This window comes from Fulvivirga imtechensis AK7, from assembly GCF_000331535.1.
GTDB lineage: Bacteria > Bacteroidota > Bacteroidia > Cytophagales > Cyclobacteriaceae > Fulvivirga > Fulvivirga imtechensis.
On sequence record NZ_AMZN01000043.1, the window covers coordinates 42,619 to 65,784 of the forward strand.

At 42.7% G+C, this 23,166-nt stretch carries 16 protein-coding genes; 8 read left to right on the forward strand and 8 right to left on the reverse strand.

The window, feature by feature from the left end; all coding sequences use genetic code 11:
* Positions 1-4 precede the first annotated feature (4 nt).
* The gene (locus C900_RS12225; RefSeq protein ID WP_040496652.1) at positions 5-700 is read left to right on the forward strand and encodes a potassium channel family protein; all 696 of its coding nucleotides are present in this window, start codon (positions 5-7) and stop codon (positions 698-700) included.
* Positions 701-1,251: 551 nt separating this feature from the next.
* Here C900_RS12225 and C900_RS12230 read toward each other — a convergent pair.
* A complete protein-coding gene (locus C900_RS12230; RefSeq protein ID WP_009580208.1) occupies positions 1,252-2,628 on the reverse strand; it encodes an MBL fold metallo-hydrolase in 1,377 nt (458 codons plus the stop codon).
* Between the two features lie 116 nt (positions 2,629-2,744).
* On the opposite strand from C900_RS12230, the gene C900_RS12235 reads away from it, so the two are divergent.
* Genes C900_RS12235 through floA form a run of 3 tightly spaced genes read left to right on the forward strand, consistent with a single transcriptional unit; the run spans position 2,745 to position 6,399 of the window.
* Positions 2,745-4,889, forward strand: coding sequence for a WG repeat-containing protein (locus tag C900_RS12235; protein WP_009580209.1), 2,145 nt, complete (start codon positions 2,745-2,747; stop codon positions 4,887-4,889).
* A 38-nt stretch (positions 4,890-4,927) separates the two neighbouring features.
* Positions 4,928-5,398 carry an NfeD family protein gene (locus tag C900_RS12240; protein WP_009580210.1) on the forward strand — a complete coding sequence of 157 codons (471 nt, stop codon included), beginning with the start codon at positions 4,928-4,930 and terminating at the stop codon, positions 5,396-5,398.
* Between the two features lie 2 nt (positions 5,399-5,400).
* Positions 5,401-6,399 (forward strand): flotillin-like protein FloA, encoded by a 999-nt coding sequence (floA, locus tag C900_RS12245; RefSeq protein ID WP_009580211.1) that lies wholly within the window; start codon positions 5,401-5,403, stop codon positions 6,397-6,399.
* A gap of 240 nt (positions 6,400-6,639) precedes the next feature.
* On the opposite strand, the gene C900_RS12250 is transcribed toward floA, so the two are convergent.
* The 5 genes from C900_RS12250 to C900_RS12270 form a co-directional block, all read right to left on the reverse strand.
* A complete protein-coding gene (locus C900_RS12250; protein ID WP_009580213.1) occupies positions 6,640-7,512 on the reverse strand; it encodes a helix-turn-helix domain-containing protein in 873 nt (290 codons plus the stop codon).
* A 3-nt stretch (positions 7,513-7,515) separates the two neighbouring features.
* A complete protein-coding gene (locus tag C900_RS12255) occupies positions 7,516-7,932 on the reverse strand; it encodes a nuclear transport factor 2 family protein (RefSeq protein ID WP_040496654.1) in 417 nt (138 codons plus the stop codon).
* An 87-nt stretch (positions 7,933-8,019) separates the two neighbouring features.
* Positions 8,020-8,469 (reverse strand): YHS domain-containing (seleno)protein, encoded by a 450-nt coding sequence (locus C900_RS12260; protein ID WP_040496679.1) that lies wholly within the window; start codon positions 8,467-8,469, stop codon positions 8,020-8,022.
* A gap of 30 nt (positions 8,470-8,499) precedes the next feature.
* On the reverse strand, positions 8,500-9,054 hold the full coding sequence (locus C900_RS12265; protein ID WP_009580216.1) for a carboxymuconolactone decarboxylase family protein: 555 nt from the start codon (positions 9,052-9,054) through the stop codon (positions 8,500-8,502).
* 447 nt (positions 9,055-9,501) lie between these two features.
* The gene (locus C900_RS12270; RefSeq protein ID WP_009580218.1) at positions 9,502-9,819 is read right to left on the reverse strand and encodes a hypothetical protein; all 318 of its coding nucleotides are present in this window, start codon (positions 9,817-9,819) and stop codon (positions 9,502-9,504) included.
* A gap of 425 nt (positions 9,820-10,244) precedes the next feature.
* On the opposite strand from C900_RS12270, the gene C900_RS12280 reads away from it, so the two are divergent.
* The 3 genes from C900_RS12280 to C900_RS12290 all read left to right on the forward strand — a co-directional run bounded on the left by C900_RS12280 (position 10,245) and on the right by C900_RS12290 (position 15,856).
* Positions 10,245-13,856 (forward strand): chemotaxis protein CheB, encoded by a 3,612-nt coding sequence (locus tag C900_RS12280; protein ID WP_009580219.1) that lies wholly within the window; start codon positions 10,245-10,247, stop codon positions 13,854-13,856.
* Positions 13,853-14,212 carry a response regulator gene (locus C900_RS12285; RefSeq protein ID WP_009580220.1) on the forward strand — a complete coding sequence of 120 codons (360 nt, stop codon included), beginning with the start codon at positions 13,853-13,855 and terminating at the stop codon, positions 14,210-14,212. Before C900_RS12280 ends, C900_RS12285 begins: the two co-directional genes overlap by 4 nt.
* 204 nt (positions 14,213-14,416) lie before the next feature.
* Positions 14,417-15,856 (forward strand): M48 family metalloprotease, encoded by a 1,440-nt coding sequence (locus C900_RS12290; protein ID WP_040496657.1) that lies wholly within the window; start codon positions 14,417-14,419, stop codon positions 15,854-15,856.
* Between the two features lie 83 nt (positions 15,857-15,939).
* Here C900_RS12290 and C900_RS12295 read toward each other — a convergent pair whose 3' ends face one another.
* Together C900_RS12295 and C900_RS12300 are read right to left on the reverse strand one after the other, a co-directional pair.
* Positions 15,940-17,730, reverse strand: coding sequence for a 4Fe-4S binding protein (locus tag C900_RS12295; RefSeq protein ID WP_009580222.1), 1,791 nt, complete (start codon positions 17,728-17,730; stop codon positions 15,940-15,942).
* A 9-nt stretch (positions 17,731-17,739) separates the two neighbouring features.
* Positions 17,740-19,068: an NAD(P)/FAD-dependent oxidoreductase gene (locus tag C900_RS12300; protein ID WP_009580223.1), complete on the reverse strand. Its 1,329-nt coding sequence runs from the start codon at positions 19,066-19,068 to the stop codon at positions 17,740-17,742.
* Positions 19,069-19,317: 249 nt separating this feature from the next.
* On the opposite strand from C900_RS12300, the gene C900_RS12305 reads away from it, so the two are divergent.
* Entirely contained in the window at positions 19,318-23,163 is a 3,846-nt protein-coding gene (locus C900_RS12305) for a trifunctional MMPL family transporter/lysophospholipid acyltransferase/class I SAM-dependent methyltransferase (protein WP_009580224.1), read from the forward strand.
* The last annotated feature ends 3 nt before the right edge of the window (positions 23,164-23,166 follow it).

Below are 23,166 nucleotides of genomic sequence, written 5' to 3' on the forward strand. Positions count from 1 at the left end.
TAAAATGAAGTACATAGTAATAGGCTTGGGAAACTTCGGATCAACTCTTTCCATGGCACTAACCGAAATGGGTTTTGAAGTTATTGCTGTTGACAGTGATATGAAAAAAGTTAACGAATTTAAAGATAGGGTCACCCATACCATCTGTCTAGACTCAGGTGATAAAGCTGCAATGGAAACATTGCCATTAAAAGATAGTGATGCCGTTATTGTGGCAATCGGAGAGGATTTCGGTGCTTCTGTATTGTCGACTGCTGTATTGAAGCAATTGGGAGCTAAAAAGATAATCGGAAGAGCTATTTCCGACCTGCATCATACTGTCATAGAAGCTATTGGTGTGGAAGAGATTATTCGACCGGAAGAAGAGTCAGCCTCGCGCCTGGCAAAAAGACTTCAACTCAAAGGAGTGGTAGATTCGTTTGAAATATCAGAGGATTATAACATTGTTGAAACGGAAATCCCTGAAAGGTATTTTGGTAAAACAGTAGAAGAAGCAAACCTCAGACAGGAGTTTAATCTTAATATTCTAACCATTATTAGAATGGAAAAAACCAAAAATATTATCGGTCAATCTTCCTCCAAAAGACAAGTGATGGGTGTAGTAAGCCCGCAAACCGTTTTCAAGGAAGGCGATATCATAGTGTTATTTGGCAACAACAAAGACATCAAAAAGTGCCTTAGCCAGGAACCCATGGTATGAGCAAATCAATCGACAGCAGGCAAGTAGAGCCCTGAGTAAGTAGTCGTGAGTATTGAGTAGGTGCAGTAAACATTGATCGGTAATCAATTTTTCAACAGATGAGACTGTTCTCCTTCCGGGAGGAGACACAGAGGTAGGTATGAGAGTCGGAAGTAGTCGCAACACAAAAAATCCTATGCTAGTCCCCGGATTCCGTTCCGGGGCCCCTGAGAAAGGGGAGCTAACCAGAGTAGACCTGTTCCATAAGCTATAGAAATCCAAAGAGTGCGGATTTTTTTCTTCGCCATACTATCAGTTGGGTTGTCGGGTTACTTCTGTTCTTCGCAGCGGGGCCCCGGAACTGGTACGGTTTTGCAGGATGTTGAAAGTCCGAGATTTGAAGTATCATCGGATGAGTGTCTTCTCAAAGCAAGTCTCATCCGATGAATGTATGGAAGACGGAAGTCCGAAGACCGAAGTCCGAAGCATAGGCACTTCACCATTCACTGTTCACGTACAAACAGGAAACTCGAAACACCAAACATCAAACATCAAACACCAAACAGGAAACATCAAACATCGACAACTTCGCTTTCAATACCTATATTAGTTTGCTGGATAGCTCCAAAACCACCATATACATTAATCGGATTTTTAAAGCCTTCTTTTTTCATGATCGAGGCCGCTATCATGGAGCGGTAGCCACCGGCGCAGTGTACCAGATAGTCTTTTTCTTTATCCAAACCTGACAGGTTATCAGGCATTTCCGCCAAAGTAATGAAGAGAGCATCCTTGATGTGTGCAGTATTAAATTCACCGTGCTTGCGAACATCCAGAACGACACTACCTTTTTTGATCCGGGAAGCTACTTTCTCCGGTTCGATGGATTGTATCCTTTCCAGAGGTTCAACCCATGCCTCAATCCCTCCTTTGAGGAAGCCTTTAACATTTTCGTAGCCGATCCTCGCCAGCCTGAGCACAGCTTCTTCCTCTTTTCCAGGCTCTGTTACCAGTATTAGTGGATCATTGATGTTGATCAGCGTACCTACCCAAACAGCGTATTGACCATTAAGACCGATATTGATGGAGCCTTTTATAAATCCTTTTTCAAAGTCACCAGGCATTCTGGTGTCCAAAATCAGGGCTCCGTCATTGAGGTACTGCTTAAATTTATCCGTATCCAGCGCTGATTTGTTTTTGCTGATAACCGTCTCAATAGGTTGATATCCCGACTTGTTGATGCGGGCATCCTCGAAAAAGTACTTGGGCGGAGGCAGCATGCCATCAGTCACCTTATCAATGAATTCCTCTTTGCTCATATCCTGAAGAGCATAGTTCATCTTTTTTTGAACTCCGATAGTGGAAAAGGTTTCTTTTCCTATATTCTTGCCACAGGCAGACCCGGGTCCATGAGCGGGATATACAATTACGTTGTCAGCCAACGGTTTGATCTTGCTGTTCAGCGAATCATACATCATGCCCGCAAGCTCCTCCTTGGTCATCACACCATCCAGCAGGTCAGGCCTGCCTACATCTCCCACAAATAACGTGTCTCCCGTAAAAATGGCGTAGTCCTTGCCCTGCTCATCTTTTAGCAGGTAGCAGGTAGATTCCGGAGTGTGTCCAGGGGTATGCAGCGCCTGTAGCGTGATCTTTCCCAACTGAAAAACCTCACCATCTTTGGCTTGGTATATTTCATAGTCGGTATCGGCATTAGGGCCATAAATAATTTTTGCACCGGTTTGATGAGATAAATCTATGTGACCGGAAACAAAATCAGCATGAAAATGTGTTTCGAAAATGTATTTGATTTCTGCGCCTCTTTCAGCAGCTATTTGCAGATAAGGTTTTGTTTCTCGCAGCGGGTCAATAATGGCGACTTCACCTTCCGATTCAATATAGTAGGCGGCTTCGGCCAGGCAGTTAGTGTAGAGTTGCTCTATGTGCATAGATTCGAATTATCTTTTCTACGACAAATTTATAACCAATAGTGGCCCGAAAAAAAATTATGACTAAATATTCACCTAAAAAATTGCTATTTTAGCGATTGAAGACCAACGTGCGGATGAAAGACATTTTTTACCTTTTAATTTTTGTATTTTTTTCTTCTTCTTTTTTTACAGACCTCACAGCTTTCCCGTCAGGTAGTGCAGACTATCAATTATTTGAGCGGGAGGGTAAGCAGGGGCTGAAAGATAATGAAGGGAATATACTTATATCTGCCAGCTACGATGAATTGGGATGGAGCAAAGGACCCTTTGAAGTATTCAATAATGTGTTAGGATACAGGCAGGGCAGTCAGTGGGGTGTCATTAGCCTGCAAAATGAGATTATTATCGCTAATCGCTTTAGCCAGCTTTACCCGGGAGCCAAAAATATGCTGATAGCCGGAATAAAAGACCCGGCCTCCCATCGTCATCTAATGGGGGTCGTAACGATAGAAGGGAAAGAAGTGCTTCCTTTTCAGTATGCTTCAATAAGGTTGACAGACCTGCGTGCCATAGTCTCTACCAGGCAAGGGAGTAAATATGTGTATGGAGTAGTGGACTTCGACAACAAAACGGTTATCCCATCTCAATACGCTGATATTTCTTTCCTGGGCAGCCTTCGGTTTGCTGTCAGGAATGGTGAGGGCAAAACTGCCATCTTTAATGATAAAGGGAAACAGGTATTAGGGTTTGAATTAGACAGCATCAGTAATTTCAGGCATGGGTATGCCCTTACATATGAAAATCATCTTCGCGGGTTGATCAATTTGGATGGTGCTATACTTCAGCCTGTTAAATACAAAGATTTCAAGGTATCAGGTGACGGTGTAAAAGCCCTGGATTTTAACCAATGGCATGTGATCAGCAACGACAACCAGGAGCTAAAAAGAATGCGCTACGATGCGTTGCTTCCTTATGGAAAGGGTCTTACTGAAGTGAGAGCCAATGATAAAACATGGTTGATCAATACTGAGGCTGAGGCCCTGACCCCAAAAAATTATGATCAGCTCAAGGGGTTTGACAGTGGTTTTGTTGCTTTCCGGATAGATTCAAGGTGGGGTGTAATGGATGATCAATATAATGTATTAATGCCTGCCCGGTTTGATTCGGTATTTTTAAGTGAAGGCATGATCTACACCCGGGAAATGATCCATGGCAAGCTGATGTGGTCTATGTACGATGAATTGGGCGTAAAGAAATCTCACTATAACTATGATGAGATAGGAAAAAGGACCAGTCATCTCTATCCCGTGAAGCGCCAGGGGCATTGGGGCTTCATCGACAGATCCGGTGAGGAGGTAATCCATTGTGTTTATGATGAAGTCTCTCCATTTGTTGACGGGTTGTCCGCGGTGGGTTTCCATCGGGAATTTGGAATTGTTGATAAAACCGGTGATTGGATAGTTTTACCGCAGAAAGCCCGGATTAGGGTGATCAATGATCAATATTATGTTACCAATGATGGCAGACTTACTACTTTGAAAAGCCTGGACGAAGGGACCATCTATTTTACTGAAAATCCTTTGGAGATCAAGGAAAATTATTTATTGGAGCACTTGAGTGATGGAACTATTTGGAAGATCGACTTTCAGGGCAGGATGGTGAAGCCGGCTTTTTCGAGTGACAGATATCAAGAGGTAAGAGCGCCATCAGAAGGATTTTATGCAGCAAAGATTGATGGTAAATATGGTTTTATAGATGCTCAAAACCGGCTGAGGATCGCTAATAGATATGATGAAGCAGGCTCTTTCAGCGAAGGGCTGGCGGCTGTAAAGCTGATGGGTCGGTGGGGGTTCATCGATAAACTTGAGCGCCTGGTGATACAGCCACTTTACAACAAAGAAGCAATTTTTAAGAACGGCTTGGCGGTGGTGTCTAATGATAAAGGTTCCGGACTGATCACTCCTGAAGGTAAACCAGCGTGTCCCTTTGATTTTGATGCTATCGAGAGACTGGATAATGGTCGCTTTATAGCCAAAAAGGGCAATAAAACAGGGCTGATCAATGAGTCAGGGAGGATAATTATCAATGTGAAATATGAAGAGCTGCAGGACCTGAACAACGGCTATGCGATTGTTAAGCTTTTTGGTCAGTATGGTCTGGTCGACCTCAATGGTGTGGACATTATTCCTATTGCCTATGATCAGTTGATTTACGACCCAAACAACGGCAATTATCTGGCTATGAAAAAATCTCAATGGGAAAGCGTGAGCCTGCCATAATTTTTATTAGTTTTATCCTTTAAGTATTTCCAATTATAATGGGTGAATGGTTTACCGCGATAATACTTATTGTCGCAGGACTTGCTCTGATCGTGATAGAGATCATTTTTGTTCCCGGCACTACAATAGTCGGTATACTGGGATTAATTGCCACTATTTTCGGAATATACTTAAGCTTTGTGTATTTTGGCAGCGAGGTTGGCTGGTGGATGGCCGCCGGCACTGCTATTTTGTTTGGGGTGGCGCTGTACTATAGCTTTAGAAAAAATGCCTGGGACAGGTTTTCTTTAAAGGATACCATACAGAGCAAAGTGAATGAAGGCCGTAACAGTATGCTGCAGATCGGTGATGAAGGAATAGCTATGTCTACCCTGAGGCCATTTGGTAAAGCGGAGTTTGAACAGGGAGAATTTGAAGTAAGGTCGATTGGCAACTATATCGACAGCGGCACGAAAGTGAAAATCATTAAAATCAGTAATAACAGTATTTTTGTAGAACCAATAAATTAACCATGGAAGGAATAGGTCTCGTATTAATTATTTTGCTGGGAATCGTAGCGTTCTTTATTTTTCTGTATTTCATCCCTGTCGGGCTTTGGATTACAGCGCGCTTTTCCAATGTAAAAGTAGGTCTTTTTGAACTGATGTTTATGAGGATAAGAAAAGTGCCTCCCGGAGTAATTGTAAACTCGCTGATCACCGCGACCAAAGCAGGTCTTACAGTAACTACCAAGGAACTCGAAACCCACTACCTGGCCGGTGGACATGTGCCATCAGTAATTAAAGCCCTGATTTCTGCTGATAAAGCCAACATCAATCTTTCATTTAAACAGGCTACCGCCATTGACCTTGCCGGAAGGGATGTTTTTGAAGCTGTACAGATATCGGTAAATCCCAAGGTGATCACAACACCTAAAGTAGCTGCTGTGGCCGCTGACGGTATTCAGTTGATTGCCATCGCCAGGGTGACAGTTCGCGCTAATATCCAACAGCTTGTCGGTGGCGCCGGTGAAGATACCATTCTTGCCAGGGTTGGCGAAGGTATTGTTACTTCCATTGGTTCTGCAGATTCGCATAAGAATGTATTGGAAAATCCTGATAAGATATCAAAACTTGTACTGCAGCGTGGTCTCGATGCCGGTACTGCTTTCGAGATCCTGTCCATTGATATTGCTGATGTGGATGTAGGGACCAACATCGGAGCGAAATTACAAACGGATCAGGCATCTGCCGACCTGAAAGTCGCTGAGGCAAAAGCAGAAGAAAGAAGAGCCATGGCGGTTGCCCATGAGCAGGAGATGAAAGCTAAGGCACAGGAAGCTCGTGCTAAAGTGATAGAGGCTGAAGCTGAAGTACCAAAAGCTATGGCGGAGGCTTTTAGAAGTGGTAATCTTGGTATCATGGACTACTACAAAATGGAAAATATAAAAGCAGATACTGAGATGAGAGAATCTATCTCCAAACCTAGCTCTGGAAGAAGTTCCGGTAAGGATAAAGGAGATAAGAAATAAAAGAGTCCCTTGTTTAGTAATAATTAAAGGCTGTGCCGCGAGGCATGGCCTTTTTTTGTAATAGATGTGAGATGTGAGATGTGAGATGTGAGACATGAATGCTTCAGTTCAAATTCGGAAGCCTGAAGTTTATGTCTGTTACTTGCCTACTGCTTCTGCCGGTTGCCAACTTTTCTTCATTTTAGGCGGCCTTCAGAAAAATGATCTGATCTCCTGAAATACGAAGAACTCAGTACCCTTCTACCCCTTGGCAAAACCAACAGTTTCGCGGTATACCTGGGGAGATACGTTGGCATTATTCTTAAAAAAACGGCTGAAGTAGTATTCATCGTTAAAGCCCAGTTCGTATGCTATCTGTTTTACCGCCTTTGAGGTAAGATAGAGTTCTCTTTTGGCCTCTATTACAATACGTTCCGCGATCAATGCAGTCAGTGTTTTATTAAAGTAGGATTTGGTAATCTTGGCGAGAGCATTGGCTGATATGTTTAACAGATTGGCGTAGTCACTTGCTGAGTGCTTGGTGCGGTAGTGTTCCTCAATGGCATCTTTCAGGTTTTGGAGAATGAAAGGCTCTGTCCCTTCTATTGCCGTTTGTGCTTCCGGATGTTGCAACACTTTCAGTCGAGAAGCGGTGATGAGGAATATTTTCAGGTACGATACAAGTAATTCATACTGTGCCAGTGCTGCCTGCTGCATTTCAATGCACATTTGTTCGACCAGTGAAAGTAGATTTTGCTGCTCACCGACCGCCAATTGAATAAAAGGAGGGTCATAAATATTATTAAACAATACGCCACTGCATGATACTTCCTTATGATGCTTGTGAATGCAGAAGAAATCGGGGTGAAAATTAATGGTAATGCCGGTTAATGGCTCCTCCTGCGTAAGCATAAAGGGCTGATACGGAGAAAAGCTCAAAAGCGCAGGGGCGTTGACACTGTAATCTGTAAAGTCTGCCTTCAATTTGGCGCTTCCCCTGGTGATTATGATCATGGAAAAGTAGTTCAACCGTTGAATATGATCATACTGACTATCGCCTTCAAATGTGAAGATCTTGAAAGCTAGATGGCCACTTTGCGGATTGATGAGTGTATGTACTGATGGTGACGCCATATTTTATTTGAACTTACGATCTTTGTCTTCAATAGATACATCATTGATGCTAGCGTATCGCTTCTTCATTAGTCCGTATTGGTCAAATTCCCACATTTCATTTCCATAGCTGCGAAACCATTGATTTTTTTCACTGCGCCATTCATATTCAAACCGCACAGCTATGCGGTCTTCCGTAAAACTCCAAAGTTCTTTTTTTAACTTATAATTGAGTTCCTTTTCCCATTTCCTTTTCAGAAATTGCCTTACTTCTTCTCTTCCATTCAGAAATTCGGATCGATTCCGCCATTCCGTATCTATTGTGTAGGCCAGGCTGACTCTTTCAGCGTCTTTTGTGTTCCATGCATCTTCGGCTGCCTGTACTTTTTGCCTGGCAGTTTCAATCGTGAATGGTGGAACGGGATATTTTATTTCGTTCATTTTGTAATGCAAGTTTAGTTAAATGATTTGTTTGAAATTGCAAGTACCCGGACATGTGCTTCCGGGTACTTACAAGTTTGATTTGTATCATCGTATCTTGGGCCAGTTGTTGTCAGCCTTAGTTAACAGCTCAGCCTCGTTGGCATTCCATGGCTCCAGTGAGTTAAAAGTGCTGCCGTTAAACGGGCCATTGAAAAACAGATACAGTTTTCCATCCAGCACTTTAAAAGTCTCCGGATCTACTGGGAATTTGCTGCTTTTTTCTGCTACGCCCCAGGCGCAATAGCCACCATATTGTGGCAAATAGGCTTCCGGATTTTTACGAAAAGCAGCTTTGTTTTCTTTCGATGAAAAGTGATAGGTGGCGCCTTTATGGACAACGCTTACGGCCGCTTTTCCTTTAGTAGCCTTACCGGAAAAATAAGCTACTACATCATATCCGCCAACAGCCAGATTATTCTCATCTACCGGGGCTACCTGTGCCAGGCTTATCTGTGTGATCAGTAAAGCCACAACATGCATTGTTATTTTTTTCATGTTCATTGAATTTTGTAGTCATACGAAAATTTAAACTTCAGCAGCTTCTACCAGGGCAACCTGAGGAAAATCCACCACTACTCCGGTTGCATTATTGAAATAGTTAGTGAAGATATTCAATGCCGTATGAGCAATGATCTCCGTTACTTCGGCATCGCTGAAACCGGCATCTTTTACCACAAGAATATCATCGTAGCTTACCTTTCCCTTCTTTTCAATCAGTGTTCTTGAAAATTTCAGTGCTGCCTCTGTTTTAGGATCACTGGCTTTACCCTCTCTTGCCGCGGCTATTGATTCGCTGTCCAGTTTGATTAATTTTTCGCCAATGTAGCTGTGTGCAGCATTACAATACTCGCAGCCATTTGTGTTGGCTACTGTAAGCGCAATCAGTTCTCCCAATTTTGCTCCGATGGCGCTGCTTCCCAGCGCTCCACTGAAGGAAAGGTATCCATTCAATACCGCGGGAGAATTTCCCATGGTACGCATCATATTAGGCACAATGCCCAGTTTTGCCTCTACAGCATTAAAAAGTTCTTTTGATTTTCCTGAGGTAGTATCAGGGTTAAGCGCTGCTATTCTTTGCATGATCTTTAATAATTTAAATTTTATGTCAAAATCGACTTTACAAAGCTGCGGCTACTGTACTGTCTATGAAATGGATGATTATGGACAATGGATGGACGATTTTTTCGCCTTGGTTCGCTCGAATAGCAATTGATTTTTCCGTTCTGCAACAGAAGCGATATGAAAAAAAAGCGCATTGAGGAAATCATATCTCAATGGGTTAGCATCTTTTATTAAGCTGGTATTGGTAACCTTGGATCAATTCCGGTCACTAAACATAACCAATGGTAAATATCCAGGTCTTGCCCAGGAGGTAAGCAATGCGATAAGTTGAGGTCTTAATAACCTCACTCAGGCTGGTTATGGGTCGCGCTAAGATCAAAGAGTTGGTTTAGGAAGAAGGTTTTAACTTCTTCAGGTCATCGGTTGGATTCAGGGCCATCCGGTGGCCATACATTCATGTACAGCTCAATTTATTGCCTCAAATTCAGAGAAAAGCTCATGGAACTCATCAATGTTTACCGGTTTTTCAAACTCACAAACCTCATAGAATCGCTCCCATAATTTCTGCACAGCCGGATTGCCATGGGCCTGTTCAATAGCTTCTGCCGATTTCCACTCAAACACCTCAATGACTGATCCGTCAGCGGCTTGCATTACGATAGGCTCGCGATCGGTTATCAGATCTTCTTTTGCCAGCACGGGAATGTGGTCTTTAATAACTTCTTTGAGCGCCTGCTCTTTCCCCTCCTTTGCCCTGTAGGCTACAACTACTATTTTTCCCATAGGTCGTCAATTGTTGGTTTCTTCCGTTAAATATACAGATTATATTTAGTATTGAGTATTGAGAATAGCTCGAAGATCGAAGTCAAAAGTCAGTTGTGTATCCACTGCCGGGTTGGTTAGGGACGGTTTTCTGCAGCTTGAAGCCACCCTGAGGCTATCATTTTGTCTACCTGAAAAGACCGCATGAAGGCATTTGCTGCTCCCTTTATTACTGATAATTAGTGATTGTAAGAAAACTCTAGGTGGCTTTAAGAAAACGTCAAGGTCAAGGCTTGCGAAGTGCCAAAAAGCGGAGCGTACTGGGGTACGAGAGCATTTTTGGGGCAAGCGCAACGCAGACATTGGCGTTTTCTTAGAGACACTAATTAAATATTTCGCTAACAATTCCCCTTGGTTTACGGTTTAGAAGAAGAACAAAAATTGTGATGAAGTTGAGTAAAGTGAACTCTGTTGAATACATCGTGGCTATCGGTGCTTCAGCAGGAGGATTGACTCCGCTACAAGAGTTGGTGGACTCATTGCCTGAAAATATTGACAATACGGCTATAATTGTTGCACAACATCTTAGCCCTGAATATAAGAGTATGCTGGCTGAAATTATCAGCCGTAAGACCCTGCTTCCGGCTACCGCCATCACCGATGGGGTGGAGCTGGAACCCAACCACATTTATGTAACGCCACCGAATTGTGATGCCATCGTGAAAGGGCGGCACCTCGAAATTATGGAGTCGTCTGCTGGCGGACCGCGTCCTAATATAGACAGGCTCTTTAAATCCATGGCCCGGGAATATGGTAAAAGGGCCGTAGGAGTTGTTCTGTCAGGAACAGGGAAAGACGGAAGTAAGGGTATCATAGAACTGCGAAAGGCCGGAGGCCTGACTTTATGCCAGGATCTTGAGAGTTGCAAATATACAGGAATGCCTCATGCTGCCATTAGCACTGGTATGGTAGATCTGGTTTTATCGCCCCGCGAGATCGGTGAAAATTTGGTTTCGATGATTTACAACCGGGCTGATATTATCTCTAGCGAAGAAAAAGTGCACGACAATGAAGAACATTATGGATCCAGCGATGATATCAATACCATTCTGGACCTCCTTGAGGCAAAAATGGGCACAGACTTTTCCAATTATAAAGAGTCTACCATCATACGGAGGTTGGAAAAACGGCTGCACGATAAAAAATTCAACTCAGTTGAGGCATATCTTAAGTATATCAGAAATAATGACGATGAACTTGAAGAGTTCTTTAAATACCTTCTTATAGGCGTCACATCCTTTTTTAGAGATACCGAAGCATTTGATGCACTAAAATTAGAGCTTAAGGAGCTTATTAAACAGAAGCCGGGGCGTTCCAAACTAAGGGTGTGGGTGCCCGGATGCGCTACAGGTGAAGAAAGTGTGAGCATTGCTATACTGATCAATGAGCTAATCGCAGAGACCGGCCGCTACGATATTAAGGCACAGATATTTGCCACTGACATTAATATCAGGGCTTTAAAAGTGGCGCGAATGGGCATTTATAGTAAGGATAAGGTCGAGGTAATCCCAAAAGAACTGGTACAAAAATATTTCGATAAGAATGATAAGGAATACGAGGTATCTCGTGACCTGAAGCAAACGATCCTTTATACCAAGCATGACCTAACCAGCAATCCGCCCTTTTTACGACTGGATATGATCAGTTGTCGCAATCTCTTTATTTATTTTAATCAACGGCTTCAAAATCATATTTTTCCCATTTTTCAATATTCCCTGTTACCCGGCGGTATTTTATTTCTGGGAAAATCAGAAACCGTTGGTCACTATAAGAATATTTTCAGCACTTTAAATGCCAAGTATCGCATCTTCTCCAGGAAAGACAGAGGCCCTTTAAAACCTTTGAGACTTCCGGCTACCAAGCCATTGGTAATGGATAAGAAGGTGCCTTCCAAACTTAACCTAAAGAATGAGTCGCTATCCATCCATGAGATGGTCAAGGAAACACTCTACAATACATTTGAATATCCATATGTAGTAATAGACGAGAACCTTGATATTGTGGAAGTTTCAGGCGATACAAATAGTTTTCTGAAGATTAAATCAGGCCTGGCAAATATGAACCTGCTGAGGTTAATAGTGGAAGACCTGCAAATTGAGGTTCGGGCACTGGTAATGCAGGCAATAAAATCCATGAAAATTGAGCAGGGGGGGATAAGACGATATGAAGACAAGGGGGAGAGCCATTTGGTAAGGATAATGGTAAAACCATTGATCTATGCAAAACCGGGTCATCCCTATTTTATGGTTATATTCGAATCTTTAGATGCTGTGGAACCATTTTTTATTGGAAATGATGCGGATAACAAGACTTTGATCGAGTCTCAGCGTAACCAGGAACTGGAATATGAGCTCATCAGCAATAAGCAACACATGAATACATTGGTGGAGGAGTTGGAAACTACAAACGAAGAGCTTCAGGCGCTTAACGAGGAGCTGCAATCATCCAATGAAGAACTCCAGGCATCCAATGAAGAACTTGAAACTTCCAATGAAGAGCTTCAGGCTACCAATGAGGAATTAGAAAATGCATATGTTGATCTGAGGCTCACCACCCAAAAGCTTTCGAGGCAAAAGCAGATGTGGGAAAAGCTCTCTGTTACATCACCAGATCATATTGCAGTTTTGAGGGGAGAGGATTTTATATTTGAATTTGTCAATCCGGCATATCAGGCATTATTTCCTAAACGTGAGCTGGAAGGCCATTCGGTGACCAGTGTTATGCCGGAGCTTGCCGCCCAGGGTTTTATTGACCTGCTCAGCGAAGTGCGGAGTAGCGGTAAACCTTTTCATGAGACAGAGGCAACTGTCACCATGGATTATGATGGTAGCGGAAATGAAAAAACCCGGTATTTTAATTTTACATATGCTCCTTTGAAGTATTCAGACGAAGATGATCCGGACATAATTATTTACGCTGTTGACGTTACTGAACATGTCAGGGATAGAAAAAAAGCCGAGAACAGTGCGCAATTTTTCAGCACTCTGGCGGAGTCTATGGCCCAGAAGATATGGACTGTTGATCCTGAAGGCTTTATTTCCTATATCAACCAGACGATGAGATCATACCTTTGTTATGAGGGCGAAGTTAAAGATCTGGAGCTTTCGGAGTATGTTCATGAAGATGATATCCAATCTGATGCTGTGGGTGGGATCGAGGCCCTGAATGCAAAAGAAGAACACCGTAAGCAATACAGGTTGCGTGATAGTCAGGGTGTTTATCGCTGGCACCTGATAAGGAATTCGCCACTGATTAACGAAAAAGGAGATCTCGTAGTGTGGATATGCACTGCGACAGACATTCACGAGCAGAAGACGATTGAAGAGAAAAAAGATGAGTTTATGAGTATTGCAAGTCATGAACTTAAAACTCCTCTCACCACAGTAAAGGCATACATTGAACTTTTGGAGGAAGTATTAAAAGAAAGCGATGTCGAAACGGCCAGGCTGTATACTCAGAAGGCTTCCGCAGGCTTGCAAAGGATCAACTCCCTTGTTTCAGACCTCCTGGACGTAACCAGGATACAAACCGGCAAGCTTAAATTCAGTATCTCGAAACTCGATTTTGATAAGCTTGTGGCACAGGCGGTCGATAATGCCCGCCCGCTGACCAATAATCACGAAATAATCTTTGAAGGAAAAGCAAATGCACAAATTGAAGGAGATGCAAATCGGCTGGAGCAGGTGATGGTTAATCTGATCGGGAATGCTATCAAATATTCGAACGGTGCAGATAAGGTGCTGATCAACACTTACAGGGAAAACGGACATGCTGTTTTTGAAGTTGTTGACTTTGGACCAGGTATTCAGCCACAATATCGCTCCAAAATATTTGAACGTTTTTATCGCTTAAACCAAAGCCACGACTATACTTCCGGTTTGGGAATTGGGTTATATATCTCGAAGCAAATAATCAGCCAACACAAGGGCGAAATAGGGGTCACAGACCATGAAAATCCCGGGAGTAAGTTTTATGTAAAATTACCTATTTTGAAATGAAGAAGACAATCTTGATTTGTGATGATGATAAGGACATACTCGAACTTTGTACTTTCATTCTGATAAAGAATTATCATATAAAAACCGCTCCTGAGATTAGCAGCGCCAGACATTTGATAGCTGAACAACAGCCCGATCTGGTGCTTATGGATCTGTGGATACCAAAGATAGGAGGTGAAGCGGCCCTGTCAGAGCTAAAAAAAAGCCCAGATACGGCTTCAATACCTATAATTTTATTTTCAGCCAATGAAAAAATCAAAACCATAGCTTCAGACCTCAATGCAGACGGCTATATCAAAAAGCCCTTTTCTGTTCAATACCTCAAGAGTTATATCAGCGAAAAAATTGGATCTTAAAACCTTGTATCTGCTGATGTTGAAATAATTGCGCATTATGTGTACTAATGGAAGCTTTGATTCCTGATAAAACCCGCTATTTGTCTCTTAATCAATATGGTATATCATTTGAAGGGTCACTTTATAAGGCATGATCTACGTGTTCATGTTTTATCAACCCACAACGCACAAGGTCATGCGATCTTGTAAATTAAATGATGTACCATGAATTTGCGCTATATAACTTATCCGCTTTTAGTACTCGTATTATTGCTGCTGAAGTCTTGCGCTACCAATCCTGTTACAGGTAAAAAGGACTTTATGCTACTTTCTACACAGCAGGAGATAGCAATGGGCAGAGAGGCAGATCCCGATATTGTACAGTTTTTTGGACTTTATGAGTCACCACAGCTTCAACGGTTTATTGATCAGAAAGGCCAGGAGATGGTGAAAATATCGCATAGAAATGAGCTGGAATATGAATTTAAGATAGTTGACTCACCCGTTATCAATGCCTTTGCTGTACCGGGTGGATATGTTTATTTTACAAGAGGCATCATGGCTCATTTCAACAATGAAGCAGAGTTTGCGGGGGTATTGGGTCATGAGATCGGGCACATAGCTGCTCGCCATTCTGCAAAACAATATAGCAAAGCGATGGCTGCCCAACTGGGACTGGCAGTGGGATCTATAGCTTCTGAAAAATTTCGACAGTTTGCCGATGTTGCACAAACAGGGGTCGGACTATTATTCCTGAAGTTTGGCAGGGATGCTGAACGGCAATCCGATAAGCTTGGCGTGGAGTATTCTACCAAAATAGGTTATGACGCACACGAAATGGCTGGCTTCTTCAATACTTTACAGCGTAAGCAGGAACAATCAGGCCAGGAAAGCATACCTGATTTTTTGTCTACGCACCCAAATCCACAGGATAGGTTTAAAACCGTTAATCAACTGGCAACTCAATGGCAGAAAAAACTGAATATAACTAATCCGGCCGAAAACAGGGATAGCTACCTTCGGATGATCGATGGTATCGTATATGGTGAAGACCCCAGGCAGGGTTATGTTGAGAACAATGTTTTTTATCATCCTGTAATGAAGTTTCAGTACCCCATCCCTCGGGGTTGGAACATTCAAAATACTCCACAGCAGGTACAAATGGCACCTGATAACGGAGAAGCATTGATGATGCTGACACTATCTGGTGAGCGCACACTTGAGGCTGCTGCAGAGGCAGTTCTGAAAAACTATCAATTGAGCCTGGTCGAATCCAATAAAGTAAATGTCAATGGTTTTCCGGCAATAGTCATGGTGGCGGATCAGCAGCAGGACCAAACCATTCGCACCTTAACATATGTTATCGAAGACGATGACAGGATCTATAATTTTATTGGGGTAACACTCCTCAATAACTTCAGTAGTTACAGTTCCACTTTCAGGGCAACAATGGGAGAGTTTAGCAGGCTGACTGATCGTTCTAAAATAGATGTGGAACCTGCAAGGATAAGGATAAAGACCGTTAATCAAACCGGGACGTTAGAAGATGCGTTGAAACAATTAGGTGCCGGTAACAACCAGATGAATGAATTGGCAGTACTCAATGGTATGGAGTTAAATGATCGTGTCACTCAGGGCATGCTTATTAAGGTCATTGAAAAATAATGTTGTCAGGTGAGGTTTCCATGTTCGAGTATCACAGGTTAGTTTGGAAACCTTCACCTGATTAACTATTCATGGAGCTACACCTATGATCTTATCGTAGCACTGTCATTGCCGATAAGGATGGGTTCGCCAAACCTTCCCTTTGGATCTTTATTCTCAAGCTTGAGAACACCTCTGGGACACACCGATGAGCATACACCACAACCAACACATGATGCACGAATAATATTTTGACCTCTTTGCGCATACCACCGCACATCGATACCCATTTCGCAATATGTAGAGCAATTGCCGCAACTGATGCACTGGCCACCATTTGTTGTGATCCTGAATCGTGATTTAAAGCGCTGGACAATACCCAAATAAGCAGCTAACGGACAACCAAACCTGCACCACACCCGGTTACCCATAAAAGGATAAAAACCAACCCCAACCACTCCGGCAAAGGCGGCCCCGATTAGAAATCCATATACGGAACGAATGTCATAGGTGTTGATGCCCAGCAGCATGCTACTGCCCGTGAAGTAGGTGTACAACACTCCAATGGTCATTATCACGGAAAATACCAGTATGCCATGTACCATCCATCTTTCGATTTGCCAGGCTTTTAGTGACTTATCGGATAACTGGCGATATGGGTCACCTAAAGTTTCTGCCAGGCCACCACACCCGCATACCCAGGAGCAATACCAGCGCTTGCCGTAGAAATAGGTGATCACAGGCACCCCGATGATAATGAGAATAATTCCCCAGACGAGCATGGCGATGCCGATTGTGCCGCTACTGGTTAGCGTGCTAAGATTATAGTCGAAGAAAAAAGTATAATTTAGCGGCCAGATATTTTTCAGGTCCATGCTCGGTTGGTTGAGGCGGATCAGTATTTCGGGTATCAGGAAAGCAAAGGCCACCTGAAAAAATATGACAGACAACGTTCTGATAATATGATATTTACTGTGCCTGTATTTGATGATCATCCTTACGCCCATTACGCCAATTGCCAGCGTGTAAAGAAAACCGTAGAAGAACCATTGGCTGGCCTCATGGCCGTTAAGCACTTTACTTATCGGATCAACCAGGAGCATCCAGCTTGTCATGTATTCAGGATACCAGTATAGTATTACATAAAAGCCAATAAGTAGCGTTCCGGTAATATATCCTATCCACCCTCTGCCTGTGTTGGCGCTATGAAATACATGATCATTTTTGATGCCGGGTAAAAGCTTCAACTTTGGCAATATGAAAATAAGCGCCCCAAGTATACCCAGCCCAATAGTGAGAACAAGCCATAATGTGGTGTTTTCAGAAACAGGCCCAAAACTGGAATGGCGGGTGAGCGCCAGTTTAAGCGCCTTGATCTTATAATCGCTAAACCCCTGATCATTAATAATACTGGTGTTAATGTTTTGGCGCGTATTTTCAAGCTGCTCTCTCAGGCCTTGTTCACTCTCATATTGTCGCTCATTCATCCAACTTGTATAATCCTTCAGTTTTCGAGCCTTAAACCGGCCTGTTTCTGTGGTATCGAAGGCATTAGTGATCTTTTCATTACTATATTGTATGTCCTGACCGGGGAATTGAGAGATCACATTGCCGATATCCATATCTGTTATTTCGAATTTTGAACTGATGTGCTGGTTTTCCCTTTCAAGATACTCTTCGATATTTTCATTAAAGGTATAGCCTGACTGGTACGCAATACCTTTCATGGGAGACAGCGCTGTGCCGAGCATTTTGCGCTCTGAAGGATCAGTTACAGCCCGCTCCAAAGCTGCGTCTGTGAGTCGATACTTGTTTAAAAATAATAACACTATAAGCAGGGCTGAAGAAATAATAAAAATGCCCATACCTGCTTTTTGAAATAGACTTGCTTTCATAAGATCTTGTTAAAAAATACCTAATGTTTTCCTTCGCTGCCTTGATGCAACCCGTATTTCCGGGTATTGACCGGAAAATGCCTGGATTACATCTTTTTCATGATTCTTAAAAAATTCAGGGTCAAAATTAGCTTCCCTGAGATGGGAGATTATGTGTCCGATATCTACCTTTTCCTTGAGCCATTGATCAAAGCACTCATGCTTCAGGCGAATACCAAAGGTGTTAATACCAAAAAAAGTCTGTTCATTTTTGTCAAATACAAAATGCATGGCCAGTTTACCAGAGGAGTGTTCCCAGTAAAATTCGTCTTCGTTAGCGCCAAGCTGAGGCTTAACATTTCCATACGTCTGATACTCTATATCAAAAAACTTGGCTGAGTTAAACCATGGGCCGGGGTGGTAGGCTATTTTGTTGCCGCAGATGGTTTGTGCAACAGTTTCTCCCATCATTCGACCTGTATACCACACTTGCTCTATGGCTGTCCTGCCTGCAATAGCTTTTCTACGTTCTGCACAATCACCGATAGCATATACATCCGGAATATTGGTTTCCAGGAATTCATTCACCAGCACACCCCGGTTGGTTTCTATGGCTGTACTTTTCACCAGGTCTGTATTGGGGTGTACTCCCGCAGTTAACCCTACAAACTGACATGCTATTTCTTCTCCCGTATTTGTTACAACAGCACGTACACGTCCATTTTTATCTGGCAGGATTTCCTTTAGCTCAGTTTCCAGTTTCAGGTCAATATGGTGCTCACGTATATGTCTGCTGATCATGGAAGCCTCCTGTTCGGGCAGCACATTATTCCAGAACTGCTTTTCCCGAACAAGGAAGGTCACCGGTATGTTCCTGGAATGAAGCATTTCCGACAGCTCTATTCCGATCAGGCCACCCCCCACTACTACACCACGGGCAATTCCCTGTGTGTATCGTTCTATCCGGTCCAGGTCCTGCAGGCTTACCATACCCGTCACTCCCTCCAGTTCCTGACCCGGCCATCCGAATTTATTAGGTTTTGCTCCGGTGGCTATGATCAACACATCATATCGGAGAGGGGGTGATGAGGCCAGAGTTACCTGCTTTTGCTTGGTATCTATCTTTTCTACATAATCATGAATAAGATTGATCCTGTTCTTTTTCCAAAACCGATCTTCATAAGGTTTGGTATGATGATACTTCATATGCCCCATATAAATATACATGAGTGCAGTTCGCGACCAGAAATGTTTCGATTCGGCAGAGATTAAAGTAATATCATAATCACTATTCTTGCGAATGTGTCTGGCGGCAGTAGTGCCTGCAATACCATTTCCTATGATGACAATGTGCTTCATTTAGAGATCTAAAAGATAAAGATGATTGTTTCAACGGTCATGTGCTGTCAAACGTTTAACAAATCATTTGATGTGTCATGCTGTTGACATGTGGTAAGATACTAATTATGATCTCAACGGGCCAATATAGTAGTTGAACTTTTGGGCGTTGCACGAAGGACGATTTTGACTCTGAACAAAAAATACCAAAATTTGCGGATCGGTTTATCAATATCTATATTCCGCCACCATAAAGAGGAACATTTTTAAATGGCTAATTTTTTTTACCGGCTTTACATTAAATCCAGGAAGCAGCGGATCTTATTTTTTCTTACTCTTCTTCTTTTTACAGCGATGGTTGCTTTTACGGCCAGTAATATTCAGTTGGAGGAGGATATCACTCGTTTGATTCCGCAAGATGAAAATGTGGGACAGGTAAGTGAGGCGCTGCAGGGGCTGGAAATAAACAAACGGCTGGTGTTCCATTTGTATTTGAAAGACACAACGGCTGTTAACCCTGACCTCTTGATCGCCGCTTATGAAAAGCTGGCAGATACTTTAAAAAGTCATTATGCTGGCTACATTGATGAAATTACCGGCGAGGTGCCCGACAATCAGATTGAAGCTTTACACGAGTATTATCTGAAAAACCTACCTTTTTACCTTGAGAAAGAGGACTATGAGCTGCTCGAGGAGCGCATCCAGCCTCAACAGATCGAAGCTTCTCTCAACAAATTTTACAAAACGCTGATGTCCCCAGTAGGTATAGGTGCCAAAAGAATTCTTGTAAAAGATCCTCTGGGCCTGGCGACCATTCCATTAGAGCGATCCAGGGACCTGCAGATCAATGAAAACTTCAATCTCTACAAAAATAATATCATTTCTAATGACAGGAAGCACCTGATATTTTTTGCCGAATTGGTAAATCCTCCGGGGGAAACATCAAAAAATGGAGAATTGATGGAGATCCTGGAGAACTTAGCGCCACACTATGAAAATCAATTTGATGGAATAGCAGTGGAGTACTTTGGTTCAGCCGCTGTTTCGGTGGCTAATGCCAATCGCATAAAAAAGGATATTTACCTGACGGTAACGCTGGCAGTAATCATCCTCTTCCTCTTTATATCATTATTCTACAAAAATATTTTTACGTTTTTCATAGTAGTCATTCCTGGCATTTTCGGGGCCTTAGTGGCCCTGGCCGTTCTGGTCCTTATCAGAGATAGTATCTCAATGATCTCTTTAGGGATAGGATCTATTTTGTTAGGTATAACCATAGACTATGCTCTGCATTTTTTCACACACTATAAGCATGAAAGGAATGTGGGGGTGCTTTTCCGGGATCTTACCACACCTTTGACTCTCAGCAGTTTGACAACAGCGAGCGCCTTTTTATCATTGCTCTTTATCCGTTCTGCTGCATTGCAGGACCTGGGGATCTTTGTTGCTATAAGCGTAGTGAGTGCAGTACTCTTCACCCTGATCGTTTTACCTCACTTTATTATTAAAACCGGGGAAGTAAAACCTTCAAAGGAAAATTTTGTAGAGCGATGGATTGGTGATTTGGCCGGGTATCCGCTGCATAAAAAGAAATGGGTATTGGCGCTGCTGGTCGTTCTTACCATTGTGAGTGCCCTCACCTGGCAAAAATTCACTTTTGAAAGTGATATGCATCAACTCAGCTACATGCCGGAGGATCTGGAACAGTCACAAGAGCGGATAGATGCTATTTCTACTTTTACTTCCAATAATATCCATGTCGCTATTCGTGGCAATGACCTTTGGGATGCATTGGAAAAAAACGCTTCTGTAGTGAAGGAATTAGAGATGCTGGAGCAGCAGGATTCAATATACGGATATATGGCTATGGATAAGATCATCCCCTCTAAAAAAGTCCAGCAGAAAAGACTTCAGCAATGGAGAAATTTCTGGTATAAATACAGTGCAGACAGTGCTATCGCAGTGCTGAACAGCCGGGCTTTACAACTGGGCTTCAGGGAGAATACATTCGCTGGTTTTACAGAATTGCTGACCAGGCCCTATGAAGGAATAACTGATGAAGAGGCTGATAAAATGCTCGATATTTTTGGAAAGGACCTGATCATTAGCAACGCTGATGGCGGTATATCTATCGTGTCTTCAGCCAAGCTTGCTGCGGAAAACAAGCCAGAGGTGCTCAACACCCTGGCTGCTTTGCCAGGAATTGTTATCATGGACAGGGCCTACCTTGCCTCCAGGCTCGTAAGCATACTCAGGGATGATTTCAACATGCTGGTCAATATATCGCTGGGCATAGTATTTCTTATTGTGCTCGTTACGTTTGGCAGGATCGAGCTGGCACTCATCGTCTTTACTCCCATATTACTGAGCTGGCTGTGGGTTCTTGGTATCATGGGGGTTATGGGGCTGTCGTTTAACATCGTCAACATCATCGTTTGTACATTTATTTTTGGTCTTGGGATCGACTATAGCATTTTTGTTTTACGTGGACTCACCCAAGATCACAAGTATGGTGTTGCTAACCTAAAATCTTATAAAACCTCCATCATACTTTCCGCCTTTACCACCCTGACAGGCATAGGCGTGATGATACTGGCGCAACATCCGGCTTTGAAATCGATAGCCATGCTCGCTATTATAGGTATTTTGGCTGTGATATTCCTCACGTTTACGGTGGAACAGTCACTATTTAACTCGTTGATCCTCAATAGGAAAAGGAAAGGCGTAGTGCCCTATACGTTCCTATCTTTGATTTTTACAGCAGCATCGTTTTCTGGTTTTTTACTGGGATGCTTAGTGCTTTATGTTGCCAGGCTTCTTTTTCTGCTTCCTATCGGATCAAGAAAGAAAAAGAAGCAATACTTTCACTGGCTGATGATGATCTTTTCCAGGTTTATCATATATGTTACTGCCAATAATAAAAAGACGATTATTGGCAAGGAGCATGTTAATTTTAACAAGCCGTCAGTGATTATCAGTAATCACCACTCGTTCATTGACATACTGCTGTTACTCATGTTTGACAAAAAAGTGGTAATGGTAACTAATGACTGGGTCTACCATTCGCCTTTCTTTGGCAAAGCCGTACAATACGCAGATTTTATAAAGGCTTCAAAAGGCATAGAAAACCAACTGGATAAAATAGAAGGGCTTATCAATGAAGGCTATTCTATAATAATTTATCCTGAAGGCACACGTAGTGGCACTTTTCAACTGAGAAGGTTCCACAAAGGGGCGTTTTATCTGGCGGAGCATTTCCAACTCGACATCCAACCTGTGATAATACATGGCACAAGTATGGTAATGCCAAAGGGAGACGATTTCTATCTAAAGAATAGTGATATCACTGTTAAGTTCCTCCCCAGGATCAGCCATGGTGATACCAGCTTTGGTGAAGGGTATTCGGAAAGAACAAAAACCATAAGCCGGCACTTTAAAAAAGCGTATCTCAGTATGAGAAGTCAAATAGAAACTCCTGAGTATTTTCGGGAGATCATCATTAAAAACTTTCTTTACAAAGGTCCTGTTCTGGAGTGGTACCTGAAGGTGAAATACAGGCTTGAAAAAGGTTATCAGCTTTTTCATGAACTCATACCACGTGAATGCAGAGTTGTGGACTTGGGGTGCGGCTATGGCATGATGAGTTATGCACTTGGGCTCAGTGCCGGAACAAGGGAAATTTTTGCTGTCGATTATGATAAAAATAAAATTCAGGTGGCCCGAAACTGTCCCGTAAAACCTGATAATATTACTTTTGTTGACGGGGATGTGGTGGACATAGAGTGTGGCGAAGCGGATGTATTTATCATTAGCGATGTACTACACTATCTGCAGAAAGATGAACAGCAGAAGGTACTAAAAAAGATGGCCCGGTTGACCAGACCGGGGGGTAAGATTATTATCCGTGACGGGGATGGCGAAAAAACGGACAAGCATAAAAGCACAAAATTGACCGAATTTTTTTCCGTGGGTATTGGCTTTAACAAGACACGTAATGAAATGAACTACATTTCAGGAGAGATGATCAGAAAATTTGCCGGAGCGCATGGCTTTAACATACAGGCAATGGACGATTCCCGCAACACGTCCAACACCATTTTTGTGCTAACACGATAATTG